Consider the following 23,731-nt stretch of genomic DNA (forward strand, 5'->3'; position numbering starts at 1 on the left):
AAAAATCCCACCAATGTGCTTCGCTCGACACTGGTGGGTATGGTCAAAAGTCTTGGTGATGGAGTGGACCATGAATATTAACGGTAACGGTCTGCTCGTCTTCGAAAAGCGTCATCGAAGTGGAGCGTGACAAGGTGGTTATTGCTGACCACTGACAAAATCAGCGCAAACCTAGGTTAGGAGCGTGCTTACTGGATAACAGAAAGCTGCTATCCAATAAGCTGTCAGTTTATTTTGCCAATCAGTTAAAGGCGCGAGCTAAGGTACCCTGACCTTGGCAAACGTATTTCACTGAGTTGCTGCAGACGAATACCGATTCACCCGCTTTCAAAGTGATGTGATCGTCTTGGCTAGAAACCGAGATTTCCCCTTCAATACAAAACAAAATCTCTGCGCTACGCACGAATTGAGTCGTTGCAGTGCCTTCAACTGCCATCACTTCAAAACCGAAATCATCCACCGGAATTGGGTAACTAAGCTTGCCTTGTTTATGTACGGGCGCGAGCTTGATTTGTTCTGGGTCAATCGCGTTGAAGATGGTGTTGTCGATAAGCTCAGGAACGTCGATGTACTTCGGAGTTAAGCCAGCACGCAGGACGTTGTCTGAGTTAGCCATGATCTCCAAACCTGTCCCTTGAACGTAGGCGTGTGGCGTTTCTGCATGCAGGAACATTGCTTCGCCCGGAGCCAGCTCAATCGTGTTTAACATCAATGGCGAAAACAGACCAATATCGTCCGCGTAATGCTGGCGGAAGTCTTGAATATAACCGTAAGCTTCTCGTGCCATGGCGGTTTTCGCAGGGCGCTCCAGGCTTGCGTAAAGCTCATTCAAAGCTTGTTGTTTGCGTTCGCCTTCTAACGACATAATTGCAGAGAAGAACACTTTAAGACCTTCACTGTTTGGTGTCGCTTTCAGTGCGTTGATTTCAGTCTCTAGAGCAGTGATGTTCGCTTGTTCAAACAGAGATAAGATCTGCTCAATTGGGCGGAATCCGTTCATCGCTTTGTAAAATGTCAGCGCATAAACCAACTCCGGTTTATGGTTTGGATCTTTGTAGTTACGGCTTGCAGCATTAAGTGGAATGCCTTGTTCGTTTTCACGAGCAAAGCCAATTTCCGCTTTGTACTTACTAGGGTGTACTTGGATAGACAGCGGCGTTTCAGCTGCCAGTACTTTGAATAGGAACGGCAGTTCACCAAAACGTGCTGCGGTGTAATCACCCAGCGATTGCGTTTTGTTTTGGTTGATGACTTCTGACAGCAGTTGTTTGGTGTCAGCAAGCTTTGAACAACCGTTTGGATGAGCACCCATCCAGATTTCTGCTTGTGGCTCGTTCGCTGGATTGTCGATGCCGAATAAATCATGAATCGACGTGTGGCTACCCCAAGCGTAGTTTTGAATCACATTGTCCAGTTTGAATAGAGCATGTTGCATGGCGATATTCTCTTGATTGGAACGAAAGAAGAGGAGAGGCTTGCTCCACAATTAGAGCAAGCCTGAGTCGATTTGGACGGGTTATCTAGTTGATGACCTTATCCTGATAACCGGATTAGAACTTCACTTGGAAAGACTTAACCTGACACGGTTTCAGCGTGCCGAACGATGCTGCGTCTACCTCATTTGGTAGCACTTTCTCGTCTAGCTGTGTTTCTTTCCATGACGTTACTTCTGAAGCAAACGTCACTGTGTCGTTAATCACTTCGCTCTCTGATGGGTTGTAGACGCGCAGGATGAGTGCATCATCGTCTTCCGCCTTCTTCAGTACGCTCAGTACTGCGCCTTCTAGCGATTTGTTTAGCAAGCTGTGTGTTAGTGGTAGGTTTTGTTCGCCTACGTTCAGCTTCATCGCGTTGTAAGGGATCTTGTTGTAGCACTGGATCGGGGTCACGTTGTCACGCGCCGCTGCCATTACGTTTGCTTCGATGTGGTTGCCCGCGAAACCAAACAATGCGAACTCACAAACGATCTTGCCGCGTACTTGTGAATCTGGCGTCGGGATCTTGATACCAGATGGACGACCCGGACGAAGCAACAACTCTTCTTTACCCAATACGCCAATACCACGCAGAAGGGTTAGGGCGAATGTGTCACGCTCTTCATTGCCTTGGCTTGAAATCACTTCAAACTCACGCAGACCGTTGCTCATTAGCGCCATACCACCTTGTGCGTTCTCAACCGCAGCAAAGTTCATTAGCTGGTAAACCGGCACTGGTGCTTCTTTCCAGCCGTCTGCTTCCCAGTTCGCCATTTCTGGATCGTTCGTTGGACGAGTGATCAAACCGAACTGGTTGTCTGCTACTACGGTTTCAGACACAAACGGTGTTGGTACTAATACGCGAACGCGGTGGTCGTCTGCTTGGTTGTCTAGCTCCATGCGAACTTCAATACGGCGTGTACCTTGTTTTAGAACCACTTGGCAGTTCACGTCTAGGTAACCGTTTTGACCTGTACGCTCTTCACGTTGTTGTAGGTTCTCTGGCAAGTTCATACGCAGTTTGATGGTTGCGACAGATTGGAAGCCTTCGTGCTTCACATTCACTTCAGCGTCGAATTCGTCTGAGTACAGCAGCCACTCTTTACGAGAAGGTGAGTAGTCGTATTCGTCACCATCGTCAGAGCCGTCTTCAATGCGCAGCGCTTGTTCGAAAAGGTGCTCTGTCTCTTTGTCGAAAATGTTCAGAGTGCCGTTTGCGTTTACATTGATGCGGTAGAATTCGTTCTCAAGAAGGAACTCCTTCTGCTCCGCCACTTTTTGCGTGCCTTTCTCATTCGCTTGAATGTGTAGGGTAGTGAAGCCCATTGCTGGCACAGTGTGCTTGATTTGAATGTCGTATTCGATGAACGGGTCGTAGTTACCGTAGTGAACGATTTGACGGTCAATCTTACCCGGGTCGATTACGCGTTGATCTTGGATGAAGTACTCCACTGGCGTGCCGTTTTCATCAAACAGGTTGAATTGTTCTGCACGGATAGTGATGGTGGTGTTTACCACTTCTTCACGAGCGTATGGCGATAGGTTGAATAGTGCTAGCTTGTCGCAACCTTCGCGTGCAGGCATGTGGTCAACAATCTTACGTTTGTAGAAGTTGATCAGGTTGGTCGCCATGTCGTCCGCAAGGATGTAACGGTTCAAGATCTCTGCGTGTACTTTGTCTGAACAGCAGCAGCCAATCGAGTCGTGAGCGTGGTTCTTCATGCTCTCTTTCCACATCTTCTCGATTAGACCGTGGTGGTATTCAAAACCTAGTGTCCATGCGATAGACGCTAATGGCTCAAGGATATTGACGATCTTGTTTTCTACTTCTGCGTGGATCAGTTTGATGTCCATACGCGTTGAAGAAATAGTACGGTGAACACGCATGTATTTACCGTCGTTGAACTCGCCTTTGATGGTATCAAGCTGATCGCGCTCGGCTTCAATACGCTCGAACACTTCTTCAAAGCGGCTCATTTTGAATTCTTTGTCTGGGTAGATTTCACGTAGCTTATCCATCACCTCGAAGATGTCTTTTTGGATAGGCATTTGGTCGTGACCGTTTGGTAGTAAGATGTCTTTGGTTACCGACGGTTTTTCTAGCACTGGGAAGTACTTATCTAGACGTGCGCGCAGACCTTCTTCGTCTTGCGGTAGGTATTTACCAATCGCGTAGCCCAGTGGCAGTACTTGCGCAGAGACTTCGCTGCCATCGTTTGATTGCCACAAGAATTCGGTTTTATCTGTACCGTGACGCTCTGAACAACCACGCCAGAACATCGCGCGATTGATACCGAAACCGTTGTAGATAGCTGGTAGCTGAGCGCTCATAGAGAATGAATCTGGCAGGTAACCAATCTTCATTGGCTCACCTAGCGCTAGACAGTCACGCAATCCGTAAAGCATGTTACGTACGATAGATTCGCCAGATACTTGCATCGTATCCGTTTGAGAGTACCAAGGACCAACAATCAGTTTGCCAGCTTGTACCAGCTCACGTACGCGCTCTTTATTTTCTGGCTTGATTGCGAAGTAATCTTCCAGAACTGCGGTTTGACCGTCTAGAACGTAGTATTTGTAGTCTGGATCGTTTTCCAGACGAGTCATGATTTCTTCCATGTTGTTCACTAGCAGAATGCGAGACTCTTCTGTAGTGAAGTACCATTCACGATCCCAGTGCATGTGAGGAGTAATATGAACGCGAGATGTAGTCATAACTTTTACCGTCTTAGGCAATAATTGCCGTTAATTTGTTTTAAATTTGATTGTTTTCTATTCGTTTTTGCGGCGTTTATGCTTGCCGACGAATATTTAGGGCGCAGAAATCCCACGCCCAAAGTTTGTGTTGAGCGAATCTATATACCCAAGTGATTTCAAACTGCAGGATTCAGAGCGTTGTCATTGATTCGAGTTCAAGGAAAACAATGCAGTGTAATAGCTCTCTATTTCCAAATTGTTTGAAGCAGAAATCGAGTCAATGACACGCTCCCAAAGGGCGAGTTGCCTTGGCATGTATACTTTGTTGCCGATTTTTGATTTAGACCCACTAGACCTTCAAATCGCCGCCGCGTCTACAAACCAAGTCATTTTCGCTGAACCAAGCAGCTTGAAGTTACTTGGGTATAAATAATTCGGGTTAATGTTGAGCAGCAGCCTCAGTGACAAATTTGCCCTTTTTTACTGCGTGTGCTCGCCACATGATGAGAGTGATGGTCGAGATAGTTGCACCAATCAGCGCAGCGCCAAACCAGATTGCCGCAGCAGTGAATGCGCCCAGACCTGCATCGTGTAGTAGGAAGATTGAGAAGATACCTGCACCCGGAGTCGATAGACCTACGCCAGCAGCACCCACCATTGCGCCTGTTACTACAGAGCCAAGTAGGAATGAGCCAATAACGCGGATTGGGTCTTCGATAGCCATTGGAATCGCACCTTCAGTGATGCCCGCTAGACCAAGCAACCAAGTTGATTTACCCGTCTCGATTTCGAAATCTTTGAACAGGCGAGGTGCAAGCATGGTTGAAGCCGTTACTGTGAACGCAGAGACCATTTTCACCGAACCGAAGATAGCGTATGGGCCGTAAACACCGTTCGCCATTGCACCCAGACAGAATGCGTAAGCGGCTTTGTTAACTGGACCACCAAGGTCAAACGATACGAATAAACCAATTACTGCGCCTAGAAGTAGGGCGTTGGTGCCAGACATGCCGTTTAGCCAGTCTGTCAAACCTTGGTTTAGCCAAGCAACAGGTTTACCGATAACGAACAGCATCAATGAGCCAGCAACCAAAGTACCGATAACCGGGTATAGGTAGAAGGTTAGGAAGCCGTTGAACGCAGGGTTTAGACGTACGTTTTCTTTTACCCAACGCATGACGTAACCGGCAATCAAGCCACCGACAACACCACCAAGGAAGCCAGAGCCGATAAGGTTCGCAGCGATACCTGCGGCAAAACCTGGACCAAGTGCTGGTTTATCTGCCAATGAGTAAGCGGTGTATGCCGCCAGTACAGGAACCATCAATGTACCCAGTAGACCACCACCTAGCTTGCGGTACATCCACAGCCAAGAGCCTTCTTCTGCATACAAATCTTGTAGGTTGAACATTTGTGCCAATAGCACGGCAACAGCAAGTACGGTACCGCCAGCGACGATAAGAGGAACGGCGTAAGAGATACCTGATAGCAGTGCTTGTTTCAGTTCAGTCTTAAGCGGTAGCTTCTTCGGTTTGTCATTGGTTGCAACCGCAGCGCCTGCGCTTCGACCTGCCTTACCTGCTTCAATCGCTTCGTTAAGAATGCGCTCAGAGTGTTTGATTGGCTCGGCAACTGGCACTTCTACACGAGGAATGCCTTCAAAACGTTCAAGTTCTTTGATCGCCACTTCTGCCGCGAAAACGACTGCCGTTGCACTGTTTAGCTGTTCGGCAGTCAGACGATCTTCAATACCGTTCGCACCTTGCTTTTCAACATGCACGTTGTAACCCAGCTTCTTACCTGTCTTCTCTAGGTATTCTGCTGCCATGTAGGTGTGGGCAATACCCGCAGGGCAAGCCGTCACACAAACGATGGTAGGTGCATTTGTATCTAATTGGTCTTGTTTTTCTTCTTGCTCTGCTTGGCCATCAAGCAAAGCGAAAATTTGTTCTACATTTGTAGCATTTAGCACTGCCTCACGAACATCGTCATCCACTAGGGTTGTGGTCAGTTCGGTCAACAGGTGCATGTGTGTTGAACCTGCTTCCGCATTTGGAATTGCGATTAAGAAGATCAGGTTTACGTCTTCGTCTTCATCCAGACCTTGCCACTTTAAGTCTTGCTTTAGTGTGGCTACGGCAAATGCCGCCTCTTTTACTGCATCTGTCTTACCGTGCGGTACTGCTAAGCCTTCGCCTAGCGCCGTCGGACCTTGCTCTTCGCGAGCAAACACTGCTTGTAGGTATTCTTCCTTGTTATGCAGTTTGCCTTCCTGGTTTAGCTGGTCGGCAAGTGCACGAATCGCTGCGTCACGACTTTCAAACGTCGTTTGTAGGTTTATCAGCGATGGGTTTGTAAGAGAGGTTAATTTCATAACTTTTGTCCCATTGTCACATTCGACATTGTTGTGCATTCAACAATGATGTGAATAATACCTTTTAAATACAAATGATCCGTGATCAGGATCGCAGTTGAATTAAAATATGTATTATCGTTGTATTGTTTTGGCTTGTTTTTGTATGTCGATATGCGAACAAGTGCTTGTCATGTTGACCTGAATTCGTATTATAGAGTCTATAAACCAAGTCTTTCTTGCAATGATAGTTCACTCTGGTGTGTTCGGCTCTTGAGTTGTCTCAAACAAGCTCACTTGAACGATCATTTGTATTGTTTTTATAGAGGTAAACATGGCAAGACTGCCAATGTATCGCCAGATTGCGGATGCGATTCGTGAAAAGATCAGCGATGGCGAATACGAAGTAGGAACCGCTCTTCCTACCGAAGCCCAGTTACGCGAGGAATTCTCTTGTAGCCGAGTCACGGTTCGCCAAGCGTTAAAATTGCTGATTGAAAATGGTGAACTGGAAAGCGTGCAGGGTAGTGGTACCTATGTGAAAGAGAACAAGATTAACTACGATATTTACCAGCAGACCAGCTTTGCAGAGAAGTGGGCGCATTTAAATGCGGTGACGCACAGTGACGTGGTTGCGTTCGAGATCACCAAAGCATCATTAACTATGGCTGAAGCTCTAAACATTAATGAGGACGACAAAGTCTTTTACGTGAAGCGTGTTCGTTATCTTGATGACAACCCAATTACAGTAGAAGAAACCTGGCTACCAACAGAGATGTTCCCTGATCTCACCTACCAAGTGATGCAAGGCTCTAAGTATCACTTTATCGAGAAAGAGAAGGGCATGGTGATTGATCGCAGCGAACAAGAAATCATCCCGGTATTGCCGCCGCAAGACATTGCAGACTTGTTAGACATCGACCCAGCACAACCGATCATCGAGAAGCGCACACGTGGTTTCTTACAAGGTGATGTGGTGTTTGAATACAGCCGCAACTATTTTAAATCGACCGACTATAAGTTTACGCTGGTGGCGAAACGTCATAAGTCGTAAGTGCGATACAACTCATTTCTTCTCAAACCCGCCACTCGGCGGGTTTTCTGTATCTGCTATTCACTATCTACTTGCTATTCGTTATTTGCTGAAACTAAGCAACGTTTCGATTTCTTTTCGCAAACAAGTGTGATGATTGTCCCTGTTCGAAACGTGTTAGCACCGAATCAGTGGAAAATGAAGTTTGAATTTAATCACGATAAATAGTGAGTCAAGAGTTGTAATGTGATCAAGGTATATTATTAGGAAATTTTAGAAATGTTTGGATTGGTGTGTGGGTTCAAACTATGCCTATTGACATGTTGCTGAAAGAAAATTTGTTGCTAACTTTCTTTGTCTATTTTTGAACTACGTTGATTAAAACAAATTGACAGCTATTTAATTGTGATTTGTTGCACAAAAGGAGCGTGGTTGCGTGGTTTAGCTACTCTTATTGATAATTAACCCATCGAAACCGAACTGTTGATAGGGTTTAAAAATGCTGTATGAATTAATCGACCACGAACTAGTAGATGTTATTAATGACCGCGCTTACCAATGGCAAGACGCAGTTAAAAAGACAACGCAATACCTAGAAGACAAAGGTTACGTTTCTCAGCAATACGCGGATGCCATCATCCAATCGACCGAAGAAAATGGTCCTTACTATGTGTTGTGCCCAGGACTGGCAATGCCACATGCTCGTCCAGAAACCGGTGTGCTAAAAACGGGCTTGGGCATTCATATCTTCCCTTCACCAGTTGATTTTGGTTCGGACCTTGGTCCTGCCAACATTCTTATTACCCTAGCTGCAAAAGACTCTGATACCCACATTGAGGTGATTCAAGCGTTAAGCGAGATGTTTGTGGACGAAGAGAACATTGCAAAGCTGGCACAAGCCTCATCTAAGGAGCAAGTGCTAGACATAATAAAAGCATACTAAAAAGGAATATAACGTGAAACCAAACATGCGAGCCAATGTGCAAGCCTTTGGGGGTCATTTGACCGCCATGGTGCTGCCAAATATCGGAGCCTTTATCGCTTGGGGCTTTATTACTGCACTCTTTATTCCAACGGGTTGGATGCCAAACGAAGCATTTGGTGAACTTGTTGGTCCAATGATCACTTACTTATTGCCGCTGTTAATTGGATATACGGGCGGTCAGATTGTTGGTGACAAACGCGGAGCGGTGGCCGGTGCCATCGGTACCATGGGCGTTATTGTTGGTGCTGACATTCCAATGTTCGTCGGCGCAATGATTATGGGTCCGCTGAGTGCTTGGGTTGTGGTGCAAATGGATAAACGAATCCAACACCGCATCCCTTCGGGCTTTGAGATGGTGGTGAACAATTTCTCATTGGGTATTGTGGGCATGATTTTATGTCTATTCGCCTATGAGATTGTTGGTCCTGCAGTAACGGCGGCTAACTTATTCGTGAAATCGGGCATTGAAGCCTTGGTTGCAACGGGATTCCTTCCTTTGCTTGCGATCATCAATGAACCAGCGAAAGTGCTGTTCCTTAACAATGCCATCGACCAAGGTATTTACTACCCACTAGGTCTGCAGGCGGCAGCTGAAACAGGTAAATCTATCTTCTTTATGGTGGCATCTAACCCAGGTCCGGGTCTTGGTATGCTGTTGGCTTACGCGAAGTTTGGTCAAGGTCTGTCTAAACGTTCTGCGCCAAGTGCCATCATTATTCACTTCTTCGGTGGTATTCACGAGCTGTACTTCCCGTACGTGCTAATGAAGCCAATTATGATTGTGGCAATGATTGCAGGTGCGGCGACTGGTATCGCAACCTTCAACCTACTGGATGCAGGTTTGGTAGCAGGTCCAAGTCCAGGCTCAATCTTCTCTTACTTAGCTCTTACTCCAAAAGGCAGTTTCCTAGCGACCATCGCAGGTGTCACAACAGCAACAATAGTTTCCTTCCTTGTCGCAAGTGCGATTCTGAAGATGAGCAAAGCAGAAAACAAAGAAGACGAGTTTGAACAGTCTGTCTCTGAGATGAAAGACATGAAAGCGGAAGGTGCAATTAAACCTGCAACGCAACAAGTAAACAAACCAATTTCATTTGTCGCATTTGCTTGTGACGCTGGTATGGGCTCAAGCGCGATGGGGGCTTCAACCTTCAAGCGCAAGTTAGTACAAGCCGGGATTGATATTGAAGTGAAGAACTTTGCCATCGAAAAAGTGCCAAGTGAGGCCGACATTGTCGTGACACACGAAAGTTTAGAAAGCCGCGCAGTAAACGCAACAGGCTTGCCTGTCGTGACAATTAAGAACTTCCTTAATGACCCAGCGCTTGACGAGCTGATGGATAAGATTAAGCAACAAACGGTCGCGACTGAGCAACCAGCCTAACAATGCAGTATGGGGTGGAACATTCCGCCCCATGTAGGAGAGAAATCATGGTACAAACAACGGCAGCAGTTATCTGTGGCGAGAAAGACGTTCAACTAAGAACTTTTGATTTGCCAAACATTTCAGCCGATGAACTTCTGGTTAAAAACATTTCAAACAGCATCTGCCTTTCCACTTACAAAGCGGCATTGCTAGGCAGCAAACACAAACGCGTACCTGAGAACATTGATGAAGTGCCGGTGATGACGGGCCATGAGTACGCCGGTGTGATTGTTGAAGTCGGTGAGAACCTAAAAGACGAATACAGAGCAGGCGATTACTTTGTTCTGCAACCTGCAATGGGTTTGCCTACTGGTTACTCGGCAGGCTACAGCTATGAGACTTTTGGCGGCAACGCAACGTATTCCATCATTCCTAAAATCGCTATCGACTTAGGTTGCGTTTTGCCTTACCACGGTGACTACTTTGCAGATGCGTCTTTGGCTGAGCCAATGTCATGCATCATCGGTGCTTACCATGCTAGTTACCACACTAAACAATACGTGTACGAGCACGATATGGGCATCAAAGAGGGGGGGGCGTTAGCGCTGTTAGCTTGTGCTGGTCCAATGGGCATTGGCGCTATTGATTACGCGATTAACGGGCCAGTGAAGCCAAAATTGATCGTGGTGACGGACATCGACGCCGCACGTTTAGACCGAGCAGAGTGCTTAATTCCGGTTGAGAAAGCAAAAGAGCAAGGCGTTGAGCTGCATTACGTGAATACAGCCCAAGTTGATGATCCTGTCACTTATTTGAAAGCGCTTAACGACGGCAAAGGCTACGATGACGTGATGGTATACGCAGCAGTATCGCAAGTATTAGAGCAAGCCGACGAGCTGTTGGGTAACGACGGCTGCTTGAACTTCTTCGCAGGACCTACCGATAAGAAATTTAAAGTACCGTTTAACTTCTACAATGTGCATTACGAGTCAACGCATATTGTGGGCACGTCTGGTGGCTCAACTGGCGACATGGTGGAGTCTATCGACTTGTCTTCACAAGGTAAGATCAATCCATCGTTCATGATCACACACGTTGGTGGTCTGCAAGCTGCGCCACATACGATTTTGAATCAGTTGGATATTCCGGGTGGTAAAAAGTTGATTTACCCGCATATTGACCTGCCGTTGACCGCGATTGATGACTTTTTATCGTTGGCAGACCAAGACCCGTTCTTCGTCGAATTAGACGCAATTTTGAACGCAAACAACTATGTGTGGAATGCTCATGCAGAAAAAGCGTTACTTGAGTTTTATGACGTGAGCTTAACGGTTTAGTTGCAACGAATTTGTGTGGTAGCCTCTGTGCTGCCACATAATGGAGAGGTCATAAGACGTTGTCACGTGAAGATGAATTACTGGAGAAGCTGGACGAGTGCGAAAATGCCACTGCGTTTCTTCAGGTTTCTAACAAAATAATTAACCTCAAGTTAAAAGCACTGCTTCCGAAAGTGTTCGTTCAAGACGACCTCGTGAAGGAGTATGCTGTGGATCCTTTATTGAAAGAAGATGGTCCGTTAGCAACAACCGATGTGGTGTCTAAGTTGATGTTTGCAATGGGCAAGATCTCACTGGAAACTTACGCTGACATTGGGTTGTACGATCAGGTGTTGGAGTTCGCGGTCACTCAGTCGGAAAAGGTCGAGTTTGCCGATGACGTGATTTACGACTTCATTAAAAACCAATCAGTACTCTCTTCCCAGCAAGACAGCTTTTATCTTGAGTCGATCAATCAGCTTAAGTTCTCTTCGTTTGAGTCCTTTTCACAAATGAGATACGAAGCCCTCATCAAAACAGTATTAAAGCTGTCGTGTGAAATGTTGATAGAAAGAATCGAAGGGGAGATAAATCAATAAGGGTTCACCATGAAAGTGAATTTAAACGTCAGTGGTTTTGAGACCGAAGCTACCTTTCCTGAAGCCGACGTAAAGCGAATCCATCAACCTCTTATCGAAAAGTTTACCCGCCTTTATCACGAGAAGCAGGAGCGTATTGTTGTGTTCTTGTGCGCCCCTCCGGGTAGTGGAAAGTCTACGCTAGCCGCCTTTTGGGAATATTTATCAGAACAAGATGAAAACCAAGAGCCACTTCAGGTTCTGCCTTTTGATGGTTTTCACTACCCGAATGAAATCCTCGACAGCAACACCATTGAGCGTAATGGTGAACGTGTTCCACTGCGCAGCATTAAAGGCTCTTACGAGACGTTCAATCTCACGGAGCTTATCGACAAGCTGAAACAACTGAAAGTGAAAGACAGTAAGTGGCCTTACTACGACCGCAACTTACATGACCCAGTTGATGATGCCATTCAAGTTAATCGCAATATTGTCGTTGTTGAAGGTAACTGGCTGCTGCTTGATGAACCAGTATGGAAAGAACTGCATCGTTTGGCAGATTTTACGGTGTTTATTGATACCCAAGCGGAGTTTCTACAAGATCGTTTGGTCAATCGTAAAATCCGCGGTGGTACAGACCCAGAAGCGGCATTGGAGTTTTATTTACGTTCTGATGCGGTCAACGTTGATAAAGTTCTGAATCATTCGGTTCCTGCTGACTTATCTTTGTTCCTTAATCAAAACGGCTCGTTCGAAATTCGATAGTTCGTCCACAATCTCAGGAGGTTACCATGGATATCGTGATTGATAGCCACACCCATACTATTGCCAGTGGACACGCTTATAGCACAATTTTAGAGAATGCGTTGGCTGCCAAGAATAAGGGGCTAAAACTTCTTTGTACCACCGATCATGCTCCTGAGATGCCAGGTGCCCCCCACTACTGGCATTTCAATAATCAAAGAATTTTGCCCCGCTTTTTACATGAGGTTGGTATTCTTCGTGGCGTCGAAGCCAACACGCTGAATGTGAAGGGGGAGATCGATTTACCGCCTTCTTCTGATCAACATCTTGATTGGGTGATAGCGAGCTTTCATGAACCCGTGTTTAAGCCCACAACGGAAGTTGAGCATACCGCCGCTCTGATTAATGCAATCAAAAGTGGCAGAGTGGATGTTCTCGGTCACTTAGGTAACCCGAATTACCCATTCGATATGGAGCAGGTTCTGCGTTGTGCAAAAGAACACAATGTCGCGGTAGAAGTAAACAATACGTCTTTGACAGGTAAAAGCCGTAAGGGCAGTGATAGTCGCTGTGACCGTATTGTGGAGCTAGGTAAAGAAATTGGCGTTTACTTCACCACAGGATCGGATGCTCACTTCAGTGAAGAGATTTCCAAGTTAGAGTTGGCCATTGCTTTGTTGGAAAAACATGGTGTTGAAGAAGAGAAAATACTCACTACATCAACGAGCCGGTTCTTGAACTTCTTACTGCTGAGGGGCAAGGCGAAAATTCCAGAGTTCGAAGCGCTGTATTGAGAAGCGATTGATCCAAATGGTTATCGGCTAAGAGATATAAACCCGCAGCGTGCGGGTTTTGTTTGTTTAGGATGAAACAAAAAGCACTACAACGGTGGCTCTACCACAACAAATTTGCGCTCGGCTCTGAGTGGTGCAAACCAAGTATTTTTATATTTGAAATAACTTTGCCCGTTAACGACGACAGTTTCTTTAGTGTGAGGCAGCGAGTCTACGATTTCACCAAGTTTATAGGGGCTTGGCTCAGGCTTTGGCGCTGGTGGTATTGGACTCACTCTTGCTGTGTTTGAGCTTAATGATGGCGAAACGATCTGCCTTGAAGACGGAGCATCATTGGTCGTCGATGACGTTATCACACGGTCATCGCGCAATATGGTGTAGTTACCACTTGGTGGATAACGAACGTACACATAGCGGACACCATCACGACGGTAATAGGAATCTTGAACAATGGCATAAGTAATACCAGCGAAGACAGCAAAGGTCGCAATGTCTACTAAATCACTGTGATAATAATAGTAACGTCCACGATAAGGTGGATACCAATATCCCGGTCTTACATAGATAAACGACGAATGATAACGAGGTGGTCTTACGACATAATGAGGTCGATGATAGTAGGGTGGTCGGTAGTAAGGCGGACGGTAATGGTGCGGTGGCTTAATGGGACGGTAAGGGCGGTTTACTGGGCGTAAATCGTGTTTGTTACCCGGTTGAGTTATCGGTTTTACTGCTGGTTTCACCTGTGACTGTGCAGAAAGGTTTGTTGACCCAACCAAGCAGAGTATGGTGGTGGCGATTACCCAGATGCTTCTCATAGTACATTCCCCCATAATTTGGAGTATCGAAGCGCTAATCTTTAAGTTTAGCTCACCATAACTGTGTTTGATTCATGCGTCTAGAGCACTACTTTTGGGATGTCTTAGTTTTTTGCTCTAGCACTAAGAAGATAAGCTTGGTCAGCATAGATTGTGCTTCCGGGGGAAGTAATCTTGCCGCAGACGCAACGTCTTCTGCAGAAATGTTATCAACACCTCTTGCATCCAATGCGATGTCTAAATCGGTCAGGTTTAATGCACGCAAAATTGAACGGTATTGTGAGAGTTTTAAATCAGATTCGCCTCGCTCTATTCGCTGATACGTCTTTTCACTCATTCCGGCAATTTTTGCCATTTGTTCGCGTGACACGCCTTTCATTTTGCGTCGCCTAATCAGAACTTCAATCAACGGGTCTACTTGCATCGCTCCTCCTTAGTGGACAGTTTTGTCCTGAAGCACGCAATAACCGGACCAGTTTAACCACCCCATATTTACCCGAATGGATATAGTGATAAGAATGACGTTCCACAAAAAAATAACGTGAATTCAGTCAGTTTCAGAAAATGGAAAAATATCAGTTTTATAAATCAATTTCTGGCGAAGTTAATATTCGCAAAATGCAACGCATTTTAGATCAACTTCTTGATGAAATTCGCAATCGTAGCCGGGATACAAGATTAGATGTTACTTGGCTAACGCGAGAATCCCAAAAGCGATTGATGAACTATAAAGAGTTGTTTTTACATCGCAGTGATATTGAACAACAGGAGTTAGTTCAATCATATGAACACTTGAGTTTGATGGAACGTTCGGTTGCTGATTTGGGGATTGCTGTGCTGACATACATTATTGATGCGCTAGACAAGGAGATGTAATGCGTTGAAGGTTTGGTTCGTTTAACAAAATACGGACGAGCGAAATCCCACAACGGCGTTTGTGTGAAATAAAAGCACTTGGAATAATTAACGAAAGGATACAAATGCTGGGGAACCAAACCCAGCATTCGGAACACTCATTTACCTATATTTTCGAACCGTAAATCAGTGTTTAGAGGTATGTGAACCGAAACATGTCGGTACGGAGCGAATAATAACGATATTGCTGAATCTAGGCTATGTTCCGGGTTTCTAACACCTTCCAACAAAGTGTACATTTTCATGTACACCTCAAAAATTGAGTGCCATCGCTCACTTTCGATTCTTTATAACGACAAAAGGCTAAATAAACGGCGGTTTTACAACATATCTGTTGCATCAAATGATAGTTGTTAAAATATATGGCTATAAGATGGAGCTTTTGCTTTTCAATCGTCCTATTTATGCCTTACAATCCTTTCGAACCAAATCCATTCAGCAGAGAATGGGATTGACGAAAAAGGATGCGCTGATTTTGCTTCGAACCCAAAGTGAGACGTTCCGTTAATCGAACTCTGCCCGGAAATGATTCCCTACACCCTTTATATGCTCAGACAGGATAGATCCGTCTTGAGTCTAGGCTTTTTGCATCCTGAATTCCGGCTTCGCGCTGAGTTATGGGGCTGTAAGGTAGGGCGTTTCCGTAGATCGTACTTCGAACCAAAGTACGATAAGTCACAATAAAACGGATTAAATTTAGAGGTATTAACCGTGAACCTAAAACTTGTCGGCAGTTCCCTGATCGTAGCAGGTACTGCTCTTGGCGCTGGTATGCTTGCCATACCAATGGTGCTTGCTCAATTTGGCCTTCTTTGGGGCACTCTCCTTATGCTGTTCATTTGGGCAGGTACAACTTACGCTGCACTTCTTCTATTAGAAGCAAGCTGCAAAGTAGGTGGTGGTGTCAGCATGAATGCAATCGCTCGCGAAACCCTTGGTAAAGGTGGTCAGCTTGTTACTAATGGTCTTTTGTATGCACTACTTGTTTGTCTGCTAATGGCTTACATTATTGGTGCGGGTGACTTGGTACAAAAAGTCACCACGTCAATGGGACTGCCACTTTCTACGATTTCTAGCCAAGTTGGCTTTACTGTGCTGGTTGGTCTTATCGTATCAGCGGGTACTGGTGTGGTGGATAAGCTAAACCGTGGCTTGTTCATCGGTATGATTGTCGCGCTCATTCTAACGCTATTCTCTCTTGCGCCAAATGTGTCGTTTGAAGGTCTAAGTGAAGTGGTAAATGCAGACAAAATGGCATTGATCAAACAGAGCTCAGTTCTATTCACCAGCTTCGGCTTTATGGTGGTGATTCCTTCTTTAGTGACCTACAACAAAGAAGCAAGTAAGAATCAACTGCGCAACATGATCATTGTTGGCTCTACGATTCCTCTTGTGTGCTACCTACTTTGGTTGTTTGCAGTCGTGGGTAACCTACCTCCACACGAGCTTATTCAATTCTCTAACGTATCTGAGTTGATCTCTGTGCTTGGTCAACAATACTCGGGTCTAGAATTCATTCTATCGATGTTCACTGGTCTGGCGCTTCTAACGTCTTTCTTGGGTGTAGCAATGGCGTTGTATGACCAAAATGCGGACCTTCTTAAAGCTAGCAAGCCTGTGGTATTTGTAACAACGTTCATCCTACCGCTGCTTGGTGCCGTGTTTGCTCCAGAACACTTTCTCGCAATCCTAAGCTACGCAGGTATTATCCTCGTGTTCTTAGCAGTTTTTGTCCCACTATCAATGACGATGAAAGTACGTCGTGTGCCTGTGGATGATGACAATGTGTACGAAGCAGGTGGCGGTGTGATGGGCATGAGCGTGATCTTCCTATTTGGTTGTTTCCTGTTGTTTGCACAAGCGGTGTAGTATCCACTGATTGATTGACGCTTAAGCGACTCAAATTTTAAAAAGCCGTTTGCCTCGTGGGGTAAACGGCTTTTTTATGCCTTTTGGCGAGTGATACATCTGTAGCTCTTATCGGATTGGCCTTGGCTTGATAAATCGTGATGATATTTGACCATGGGATGAAATTGTCTCGCTAGCGCCTGACAAGAGCGATTGCCTCTCTTTTTATCATAACGCCCAAGTTATTAAGAAAAGGGGAATTGAGTGTCGAAGCGACTTTCTCTTACCATGATTGGAATGATGCTTTCGTTAGGAGTGTTCAGCGCTGATGTTTCCGCGCATCCAAAGCATCATCATAATAAACACGGTCATCATAACCATAAACATAAACACAAGCATAAAAAGGTCGTCGTGGTGAAGCACAAACGACCAAAACATTATTATTATCACTACAAGCGTATTCCACCGCGCAGTACGTATATCCAGATCGGGAACTTTACCTACCTGAAGGTGGATGAGCACTATTACAAGCGTTCAAAAGATCGTTATGTTCATGTGGTGTTGTAATCGATAAAAAAACAGCGAGCACTGTGCTCGCTGTTTTGCATTTGTAAGTAAGAGAAGTGTTACACCGTAAAGCGGTTAAGGATTTCGTCTTGTTTACGAACGTCTTCATTCTGCGCTTGCATTGCATCGTTGGTGCGGTTTGCAGAGTCAGCAACTTGAGTCGATAGATCTTTGATGTTGACCGTGTTGTTGTTGATCTCTTCTGCTACCAAGCTTTGCTCTTCAGCTGCCGAAGCAATCTGCAAGTTCATGTCCGAGATACGTTGAATCGCATCGCGGATGCGTTGTAGAGCGTCATTTGCGTGTCCTGCTTTTTCTACCGCTTCTACTGCGCTGCCTTTGCTTTGGTGCATTGCGCTAGCAACAGAAGATGCGCCTGATTGCAATTGCTCAATCATGCTGCGAATTTCGGTCGTAGACTCTTGAGTACGTTGTGCAAGAGTACGTACTTCATCGGCTACCACTGCGAAGCCACGACCAGATTCACCTGCACGCGCCGCTTCGATTGCCGCATTCAGTGCAAGTAGGTTCGTTTGGTCTGCAATATCGTTGATAACTTTAAGAATAGTCTCAATGTTAGCTGTCGCAGACTCTAAACCTTGAACTTCTTCAACCGCTTGATCGATGCTGTCAGAAAGTAGGTTAATCGTTTCTGTCGACTCATTTACGATAGAGGAGCCTTGCATGGTCGCTTCATCCGCTTCTTTCGCTGCACTTGCTGCGCCTTGCGCGTTGTTAGCTACTTCGGTTGCCGTTACTGACATTTCGTGCATAGCTGTTGCAAGTTGCTCTAGCTCTTGAAGTTGAGTCTGAATCGCAGACGCAGAGTCACGTGCACCTTCAGCAGTAATTTGCGTTCCGCTGAGGATCTGATCAGAGATACTCTTCGATTCGATGATCTGGTGCTGCAAGTTCTCCATAAAGGTATTGAAACCTTTTGCTAGTTCAGAGAATTCTTGATCGGTATTGGTGTCCAAACGCTGCGTTAAATCGCCTTTGCCTGATGCGACGGCTTGGATTGCTGTGTTTAGCTCATCAAGAGGGCGCATCAAGGTACGGATGAGGATAGTCAGTGCGATGATAGAGGCAATCACGGCAATCAATGAGTAGATGATTGCACTATTACGCAGCTTACCCACTGCAGAATATGCAATGCTTTCGTCGACAAGCGCGCCTACATACCAATTCTCACCCGCAATGTGCGACAGGCTCGCCATGTATTTGTTGCCGTTAATCTCAATGTGTTGAGCGCCAGGTTTGATCTCGACTTGTGGCAAGTAGCTCGATAGCTTCTCACCATTGTATTTCGCTTCTGGGTGAGCAATCGTCGTGCCGTCTGCAGTAACGAGGAAGAGGTAGCCGGCATCAAATAGATTGACTTGGTTTACCAAGTCAGAAAGGGTGGTCAGCTCCATATCGTAGAACATCGCTGCTAGGAATCGACCAGCTTCGCGAACTGGCGTACCGATAGAAATAATGACCTTCTTAGAAGAGACATCAACATAAGGGTCAGTGACGATAAGTTTGCCCTGTGCTTTTGCAGAGACAAACCAAGGGCGAACACGAGGATCATAGTCGGCACCAGCTTCCCAGCCGTCATCGTTTTCGATTAAGGAACCATCGTGGTCGTATGCGTACCCGATTGCCAAGAAGCTTGATTTTGGCATTGGCTTTTCTAGTACATCTTTTACGTAATCGTGATCGCTTGGATTAATTTCCAAGATCTCGGTCATCGATTGAGCAAGATCTTTTTTCGCGTTCATTTCGGACTCTACAGTGTTCCCCACACTGGAGAGAATTTCGTTCACACTCGTATCAATGTTTTCTTCGATCTGTGAACGGATAGTCATAACCTGTTGTGTCGACAGCAATGCCACAGTAACAAGCAGTAAAATAGAAGAGGCAGTTACAACCTTATGTCTGAATTTCATACTTTTCCCTCTCGAGTCTCCCGGCTGGTTTACTCTGCTTTCACCTCTTCTTCCCTGGGTGATTTCGGCAGATGTGAACACAGAATTGTGTTTGTTATTTTGTTTATCGACAGATTTATCAGAAACCTGAAGGCTATTTACGGCTTTTATTGTCGAAACGGGATAAAAAGCCTAGATGAATTTAAAAGTTGTGACTTTGATCTGAATTGTTGGACTTCGTCATTAAACTGTTAAAAACATAAGAATGGTATCACTGAGCCTTATAGAAACAAGTCTTATCTTGTGTGTCTAACTAATTTAAATAGATGAATTTGAAATGATATTTATAAGTTATGTATCAAAAATGAGACGTAAAGAAAGCGAGGGTAGAACCAAAGAATATGGTGAATCTGAGCTAAGAAAACAAACTGATGTTACAAATACAAAAAAGGCCCCGACAGAGCGGAGCCTTTATCAATTGCATCAAATTTAGAAAATAAGATGAGCTACACCTGCAATGACAGGTAGCGTAATCAGCGTGCGTAGAATGAAGATTACGAACAGTTCTACGATGTTCACTGGAATCTTACTACCTAGAAGCAGAGCGCCCACTTCAGACATGTAGATAAGCTGAGTTACTGACATTGCTGCAATTACAAAGCGAGTCATTTCGTTATCGATAGATGCCGCTAGGATTGCTGGGATAAACATATCTGCAAAACCAACAACGATAGTTTGAGACGCTGCTGCTGCCTCAGGGATTTGTAGCAACTCTAGGTAAGGGATAAATGGTTGACCTAGGATCTCAAATACAGACGTGTATTCTGCAATGATTAATGCCACGGTACCAAGACCCATAACCACAGGAAGTACGCCAAACACCATGTCGATTGCGTTATGTACGCCTTCTTTAAATACCGACTGTACAGAAGTCACTTGACCAGCGCGTTTTAGCGCAAGATCCATACCCCAAGAAAAAGTCGTGTGACCAGCAGGTACTGCGTCCGCATCTTTTTTCGGTTCGCTGCCATCCATGTAACGGTCTTTCTTTAGGCTCAATGGTGGTAGGCGAGGGATGATAATTGCTGCAATAACGCCAGCTAGACAGATTGCGCCGTAGAAAGGCAGGAATAGGTGCTCTAGTTGAACCTGAGCAAGGACAACCAAACTAAAGGTAATCGATACTGCTGAGAAAGTCGTACCTACAACCGCAGCTTCACGTTGAGTGTAGAAGTTGTTTTCGTATTGTTTACTGGTTAGTAGGATACCCACACTACCATCACCCAACCAAGAAGCCATACAGTCGATCGCGCTACGACCTGGCAAGTTGAAGACTGGGCGCATTACTTTACTTAGTAGGGCACCGAACAGTTCTAATAGACCAAAGTTAAGTAATAAAGGTAGCAATAGACCTGCAAAAATAAATACCGCGAATAGCGTTGGCAGCAGACCAGTAAGAACAAGACCGCCTGTGTTTTCTTCCCAAATTGCTTTTGGACCCACTTGGAAGAACGTCATCAGCACCGCTGCACCACCAATTAGGCGAACCAACAACCAAAGTGGAGACGGATTAAATAGACCGTTCAAGAAACCGTTACGTAGGATTGCTGCTGGCTTGAAAATTTTGCAAAGAACAGAAGCTAGCGCCATGAAAGCAACAATAGCGGTTACGATAGCAATTAAAGTATCGCCAAGAACTGCAGGAATGACTTTTGCCATTACCGCGACAGGGATTGTCAGACCACCATCGTAAGAGATTGGTGCCATGAAAAGTAGAAGACCGATTAGGGATGGGATGAAGAACATCCAAAAGTTGCCCTTAGGCGCTTCAGCAGCATTAGTGTTGTTATGCATTATTTGTCTCGTGTTACTACTAGTCAATACTCGCCATATTCCATGACATAAATATTCACTAAACATCCGTATTTAATCACAGTGTGCGGAGATTACCCGCAAACTGCATCCATTGCAATACTATTCATTAAATACATCTAGTTATTCAGCCGTTTTTTCGGCTAAAAGTACTAAACCTAGAATCTTGTATATGAATTTGTTGCGCGTGTTAGAAAATTGTAGCACGTAAGCTGCTCAGTGCAGAGTGTTAAGGGGTACAGTGTGACTAGAGCAATAAAAAGCCTAGCAAATGTGATTGGGATCTCAAGCCAATGACAGCGTTTTCTGCCAGTAGATAGGGTTTATAGGCTAACCGAGTGACAAGAGAGATAAGACGGTTTAAGTCGAATGCTTAAACCGTCATTAAAAACTAGACGGTTTGGTTGCGGCTCTGCAAGTAGAGGTAACTCCAATATGCAATGGCAATTATAAAAGCTAACAGAGCCGGGAAGGCTAATGCGTACAGCTCGTAAACGTTAAATAAACCTGCACCAGATGTACCGCCTAATAAGAAGCCAAGGAAGATAAAGATAAACAGCTTGGCTTTACGTCGGTCAAACTGACGTCCTCGCAAGCTCTCTCCAATCATAATACCGAGGTCAGTAATAATACCGGTCATGTGAGTGGTTCGGACGACAGCTCCGCTGAATGTTGTGATCATCGCATTTTGTAAGCCACAAGCGGCAGAGGCAAGGTATTGACCATAAACATTACCTTGTACCAGAAAGCCCAAGCTGAGCAACAGCAGGCTACCCTCTATGCAAAGAGCTACACCATAGCGACGACCAAGCTTGAGCGCGCTGCTTTCGATAAAGAATCCACTAAATGCAGAGCCAATCAAAAAGCTAAATACAATAAGGAGCAGGTGAATGGTTGTATCTACACCTGTTAGTAAGCTGTTCCCTAGCTGAGTTACGGTTCCGGAAAGATGCGTTATCGCTTGATGTTGAAAGCCGAGAAGACCCACGGCATTGACGCAGCCTGCGAGAAGAGCAAGCAGAAAAGCGCCATATTCCACCCAACGAGGAAGTCTGGAAATCACAATAAAGCCTCACCAAATGTTAGGAGCAGATTATAGCGCTCGTGGCGCGGAACGAAAGTACTTACGCGATTACTTGGTTGATCATTCTCAATAAAGTCTCAACTATTGTTGAGCAAACTCAAATGTTGAGAGAGTTCAAATTCTGCATAACAAATATTTATCTAACGTGTTCCATGGTGCAATCAAAGCTGACCCATCCCTGTTTTCTTTGCTCATAAATGGAAATAGTGGGTTGTGGAAACTCTTTATTGTTAAACAATCCCATTGGGATCACCACGTAGTCTGGGACGTCTGAAAGCAGTAAGCGCATTGTTGTACCGCATGCCGGGCAAAATTCGTAATGCACTTGATTTCCTGAATCGGCGATACGAGTATAACTGGTGGTATCGCCATCTAATATTACTTGGTCTTTGTGAAACCGAGCTTGAACACCAAACACACTCCCCGTGCGCTTTTGACATTCGAAACAGTGGCAAATAGAAGTGCGAATGGGCTCCGCCGTGCAACGCAGTTGGACTAAGCCACAGGCACACTCGCATGTGTGGGTGATTTTTGTCATCGTTATTACCTATTGGTTGCCCACCAAACAGTTTAGTTTAATTTTGAAACACTTGAGTCAAAATGAACGGATAGGCAGAGCGGTCTTCGCTCTATAAATGGTATATACTCCGAACATAATTCAGAGAACAAGAACACAAGGAAGTCTTCATGACTCGTAAGAGAATCCTACCTATTCCCCTCATTCTCCTGATCCCAATCGTACTGTTAGCTGTGGTTATTATTGCGGGCATTTACCGGTTTAGCCTTTCTGATGATGAGATCATGGCAAAGTTTCCTCAAGCGCAGGCACAATCTAATTCAATCGTAGCGGAAGTGCTGGGTATTCAGTCACGAAATCCGTGGACTGTTCAAGTTCCAGAGCAGGGTGCGGTGACTTTTCTTGATGAGTGGGATAAAGAGCATGGTTTTTTAAAAGGTCAGTATGATGCTGGTGCAACAAAAGGCGAGGTACTGGTACCTACCGAGTTTATTGCGCAGCGTAACGTAAGTGAGACCCCTTGGATTGTGGCTCCTGTGATCGTGACAACACAAGGTTCTGGGGCGTTTTACTACATCGGTTTATTTAAGTTTGATGCTGTACCAAGCCGTGTTGTATTGCTTAACAGCGTTTTCATTGGTGATCGAATCAAGATGTCTTCATTGAAATGGAACAGCGATACACAAATTTCGCTTTCATATCTTCAACATGGAGAAGATCAAGCGATGGCAGAACAACCAAATCAATTGATTACAACCACTCTTAAACGTGTAGGTAATAACTTACATATGCAACAGTAATGAATTTTTTTGTCTTCTGTAAAAAATAAGTGTTTTCTGCGCTAGATCTCGTAATTTCA

20 protein-coding genes are annotated in these 23,731 nt (G+C 45.2%); 11 read left to right on the top strand and 9 right to left on the bottom strand.

Annotated features, from left to right (window positions below):
- Positions 1–241: 241 nt before the first annotated feature.
- From manA to mngA, 3 genes are all read right to left on the bottom strand, one after another.
- A complete protein-coding gene (gene manA, locus QMY49_RS22175; protein WP_283314385.1) occupies positions 242–1,435 on the bottom strand; it encodes a mannose-6-phosphate isomerase, class I in 1,194 nt (397 codons plus the stop codon).
- A 115-nt stretch (positions 1,436–1,550) separates the two neighbouring features.
- Entirely contained in the window at positions 1,551–4,190 is a 2,640-nt protein-coding gene (gene mngB / locus QMY49_RS22180) for a mannosylglycerate hydrolase (protein WP_283314386.1), read from the bottom strand.
- 421 nt (positions 4,191–4,611) lie between these two features.
- Positions 4,612–6,546 (bottom strand): PTS 2-O-a-mannosyl-D-glycerate transporter subunit IIABC, encoded by a 1,935-nt coding sequence (gene mngA, locus QMY49_RS22185; RefSeq protein ID WP_009696394.1) that lies wholly within the window; start codon positions 6,544–6,546, stop codon positions 4,612–4,614.
- 313 nt (positions 6,547–6,859) lie between these two features.
- Between mngA and QMY49_RS22190 the strand changes: the two genes are divergently transcribed.
- From QMY49_RS22190 to QMY49_RS22220, 7 genes are all read left to right on the top strand, one after another.
- Positions 6,860–7,579: a GntR family transcriptional regulator gene (locus QMY49_RS22190; protein WP_283314388.1), complete on the top strand. Its 720-nt coding sequence runs from the start codon at positions 6,860–6,862 to the stop codon at positions 7,577–7,579.
- 478 nt (positions 7,580–8,057) lie between these two features.
- A complete protein-coding gene (locus QMY49_RS22195; protein WP_005425097.1) occupies positions 8,058–8,501 on the top strand; it encodes a PTS sugar transporter subunit IIA in 444 nt (147 codons plus the stop codon).
- A gap of 13 nt (positions 8,502–8,514) precedes the next feature.
- Positions 8,515–9,927 (top strand): PTS mannitol transporter subunit IIBC, encoded by a 1,413-nt coding sequence (locus QMY49_RS22200; RefSeq protein ID WP_005452449.1) that lies wholly within the window; start codon positions 8,515–8,517, stop codon positions 9,925–9,927.
- Positions 9,928–9,974: 47 nt separating this feature from the next.
- Positions 9,975–11,246, top strand: a complete 1,272-nt coding sequence (locus tag QMY49_RS22205) for a zinc-binding dehydrogenase (RefSeq protein WP_025627829.1) — start codon at positions 9,975–9,977, stop codon at positions 11,244–11,246.
- A 59-nt stretch (positions 11,247–11,305) separates the two neighbouring features.
- Positions 11,306–11,824: an MltR family transcriptional regulator gene (locus QMY49_RS22210; RefSeq protein ID WP_029788584.1), complete on the top strand. Its 519-nt coding sequence runs from the start codon at positions 11,306–11,308 to the stop codon at positions 11,822–11,824.
- A 9-nt stretch (positions 11,825–11,833) separates the two neighbouring features.
- A complete protein-coding gene (locus tag QMY49_RS22215; protein ID WP_005452446.1) occupies positions 11,834–12,568 on the top strand; it encodes a nucleoside/nucleotide kinase family protein in 735 nt (244 codons plus the stop codon).
- A gap of 26 nt (positions 12,569–12,594) precedes the next feature.
- Complete coding sequence (locus QMY49_RS22220; protein WP_029788583.1) at positions 12,595–13,341, top strand: phosphatase; 747 nt, start codon at positions 12,595–12,597, stop codon at positions 13,339–13,341.
- Between the two features lie 86 nt (positions 13,342–13,427).
- Here the strand turns inward: QMY49_RS22220 and QMY49_RS22225 are convergent, their stop codons facing one another.
- Positions 13,428–14,159, bottom strand: a complete 732-nt coding sequence (locus tag QMY49_RS22225; protein ID WP_283314394.1) for a hypothetical protein — start codon at positions 14,157–14,159, stop codon at positions 13,428–13,430.
- An 88-nt stretch (positions 14,160–14,247) separates the two neighbouring features.
- Positions 14,248–14,583, bottom strand: a complete 336-nt coding sequence (locus QMY49_RS22230; protein WP_017818627.1) for a helix-turn-helix domain-containing protein — start codon at positions 14,581–14,583, stop codon at positions 14,248–14,250.
- A 140-nt stretch (positions 14,584–14,723) separates the two neighbouring features.
- Here QMY49_RS22230 and QMY49_RS22235 point away from each other — a divergent pair, with 140 nt between their 5' ends.
- From QMY49_RS22235 to QMY49_RS22245, 3 genes are all read left to right on the top strand, one after another.
- Positions 14,724–15,035 (top strand): hypothetical protein, encoded by a 312-nt coding sequence (locus tag QMY49_RS22235; protein ID WP_005452442.1) that lies wholly within the window; start codon positions 14,724–14,726, stop codon positions 15,033–15,035.
- A gap of 750 nt (positions 15,036–15,785) precedes the next feature.
- A complete protein-coding gene (locus tag QMY49_RS22240) occupies positions 15,786–16,943 on the top strand; it encodes an amino acid permease (RefSeq protein ID WP_283314397.1) in 1,158 nt (385 codons plus the stop codon).
- Positions 16,944–17,186: 243 nt separating this feature from the next.
- Positions 17,187–17,489, top strand: coding sequence for a VPA0510 family protein (locus tag QMY49_RS22245; RefSeq protein WP_283314400.1), 303 nt, complete (start codon positions 17,187–17,189; stop codon positions 17,487–17,489).
- A 59-nt stretch (positions 17,490–17,548) separates the two neighbouring features.
- Here the strand turns inward: QMY49_RS22245 and QMY49_RS22250 are convergent, their stop codons facing one another.
- The 4 genes from QMY49_RS22250 to QMY49_RS22265 all read right to left on the bottom strand — a co-directional run bounded on the left by QMY49_RS22250 (position 17,549) and on the right by QMY49_RS22265 (position 22,893).
- A complete protein-coding gene (locus QMY49_RS22250; protein ID WP_009696385.1) occupies positions 17,549–19,420 on the bottom strand; it encodes a methyl-accepting chemotaxis protein in 1,872 nt (623 codons plus the stop codon).
- A 468-nt stretch (positions 19,421–19,888) separates the two neighbouring features.
- A complete protein-coding gene (locus QMY49_RS22255; protein ID WP_005452434.1) occupies positions 19,889–21,253 on the bottom strand; it encodes a YjiH family protein in 1,365 nt (454 codons plus the stop codon).
- Between the two features lie 409 nt (positions 21,254–21,662).
- Positions 21,663–22,334, bottom strand: a complete 672-nt coding sequence (locus QMY49_RS22260; RefSeq protein WP_283314404.1) for a YoaK family protein — start codon at positions 22,332–22,334, stop codon at positions 21,663–21,665.
- Between the two features lie 157 nt (positions 22,335–22,491).
- Positions 22,492–22,893, bottom strand: a complete 402-nt coding sequence (locus tag QMY49_RS22265) for a GFA family protein (RefSeq protein ID WP_005452431.1) — start codon at positions 22,891–22,893, stop codon at positions 22,492–22,494.
- A 149-nt stretch (positions 22,894–23,042) separates the two neighbouring features.
- On the opposite strand from QMY49_RS22265, the gene QMY49_RS22270 reads away from it, so the two are divergent.
- Positions 23,043–23,672, top strand: coding sequence for a hypothetical protein (locus QMY49_RS22270; protein ID WP_005452429.1), 630 nt, complete (start codon positions 23,043–23,045; stop codon positions 23,670–23,672).
- Positions 23,673–23,731: the final 59 nt, after the last annotated feature.

Origin of the sequence: Vibrio harveyi (assembly GCF_030060435.1) — a bacterium.
Taxonomy (GTDB): Bacteria; Pseudomonadota; Gammaproteobacteria; order Enterobacterales; family Vibrionaceae; genus Vibrio; species Vibrio harveyi.

Coding starts and splice junctions, on each gene's coding strand:
- QMY49_RS22215 (WP_005452446.1), top strand. CDS start 11,834: ATGAAAGTGAATTTAAACGTCAGTGGTTTTGAGACCGAAGCTACCTTT.
- QMY49_RS22255 (WP_005452434.1), bottom strand. CDS start 21,253: ATGCATAACAACACTAATGCTGCTGAAGCGCCTAAGGGCAACTTTTGG.
- QMY49_RS22190 (WP_283314388.1), top strand. CDS start 6,860: ATGGCAAGACTGCCAATGTATCGCCAGATTGCGGATGCGATTCGTGAA.
- QMY49_RS22235 (WP_005452442.1), top strand. CDS start 14,724: ATGGAAAAATATCAGTTTTATAAATCAATTTCTGGCGAAGTTAATATT.
- manA (WP_283314385.1), bottom strand. CDS start 1,435: ATGCAACATGCTCTATTCAAACTGGACAATGTGATTCAAAACTACGCT.
- mngA (WP_009696394.1), bottom strand. CDS start 6,546: ATGAAATTAACCTCTCTTACAAACCCATCGCTGATAAACCTACAAACG.
- QMY49_RS22220 (WP_029788583.1), top strand. CDS start 12,595: ATGGATATCGTGATTGATAGCCACACCCATACTATTGCCAGTGGACAC.
- QMY49_RS22225 (WP_283314394.1), bottom strand. CDS start 14,159: ATGAGAAGCATCTGGGTAATCGCCACCACCATACTCTGCTTGGTTGGG.
- QMY49_RS22205 (WP_025627829.1), top strand. CDS start 9,975: ATGGTACAAACAACGGCAGCAGTTATCTGTGGCGAGAAAGACGTTCAA.
- mngB (WP_283314386.1), bottom strand. CDS start 4,190: ATGACTACATCTCGCGTTCATATTACTCCTCACATGCACTGGGATCGT.
- QMY49_RS22230 (WP_017818627.1), bottom strand. CDS start 14,583: ATGCAAGTAGACCCGTTGATTGAAGTTCTGATTAGGCGACGCAAAATG.
- QMY49_RS22195 (WP_005425097.1), top strand. CDS start 8,058: ATGCTGTATGAATTAATCGACCACGAACTAGTAGATGTTATTAATGAC.
- QMY49_RS22265 (WP_005452431.1), bottom strand. CDS start 22,893: ATGACAAAAATCACCCACACATGCGAGTGTGCCTGTGGCTTAGTCCAA.
- QMY49_RS22270 (WP_005452429.1), top strand. CDS start 23,043: ATGACTCGTAAGAGAATCCTACCTATTCCCCTCATTCTCCTGATCCCA.
- QMY49_RS22250 (WP_009696385.1), bottom strand. CDS start 19,420: ATGAAATTCAGACATAAGGTTGTAACTGCCTCTTCTATTTTACTGCTT.